At 46.0% G+C, this 248-nt stretch carries 1 pseudogene; it reads right to left on the bottom strand.

Annotated elements, in window-relative coordinates:
• Positions 1-248, bottom strand: a pseudogene (locus CHH91_RS18810) (endonuclease MutS2); the annotation flags it as partial.

The following is a 248-nucleotide window of genomic DNA, read 5'->3' as shown; positions in this document are numbered from 1 at the left end:
GACGTAGCCGTTATCATCGATGCATTGTTTAATGGCTTTTTCAATTGGTGAAAGGGGCTCAATTTGCTCCACATGCCCTGCTAAAATCGGCACTTCGATATGACCGTCGTCAATGATCGTTTCGATAAACTGCTTCACCCTTTTTCCACCATATAATGTCGAAGCAATTTCAATCAATTCTGTTGCCGACAACACCCCGCCAATCGCTGCTCGCTTAATATGGGGGCGGACATCTGAAATGCCTCCGA

This window comes from Virgibacillus sp. 7505, assembly GCF_002272135.1.
Lineage (GTDB): Bacteria > Bacillota > Bacilli > Bacillales > Amphibacillaceae > Terribacillus.
The sequence above is the reverse complement of the archived record's forward strand: the minus strand, read 5'-3'. Positions and strand labels throughout refer to the sequence as shown.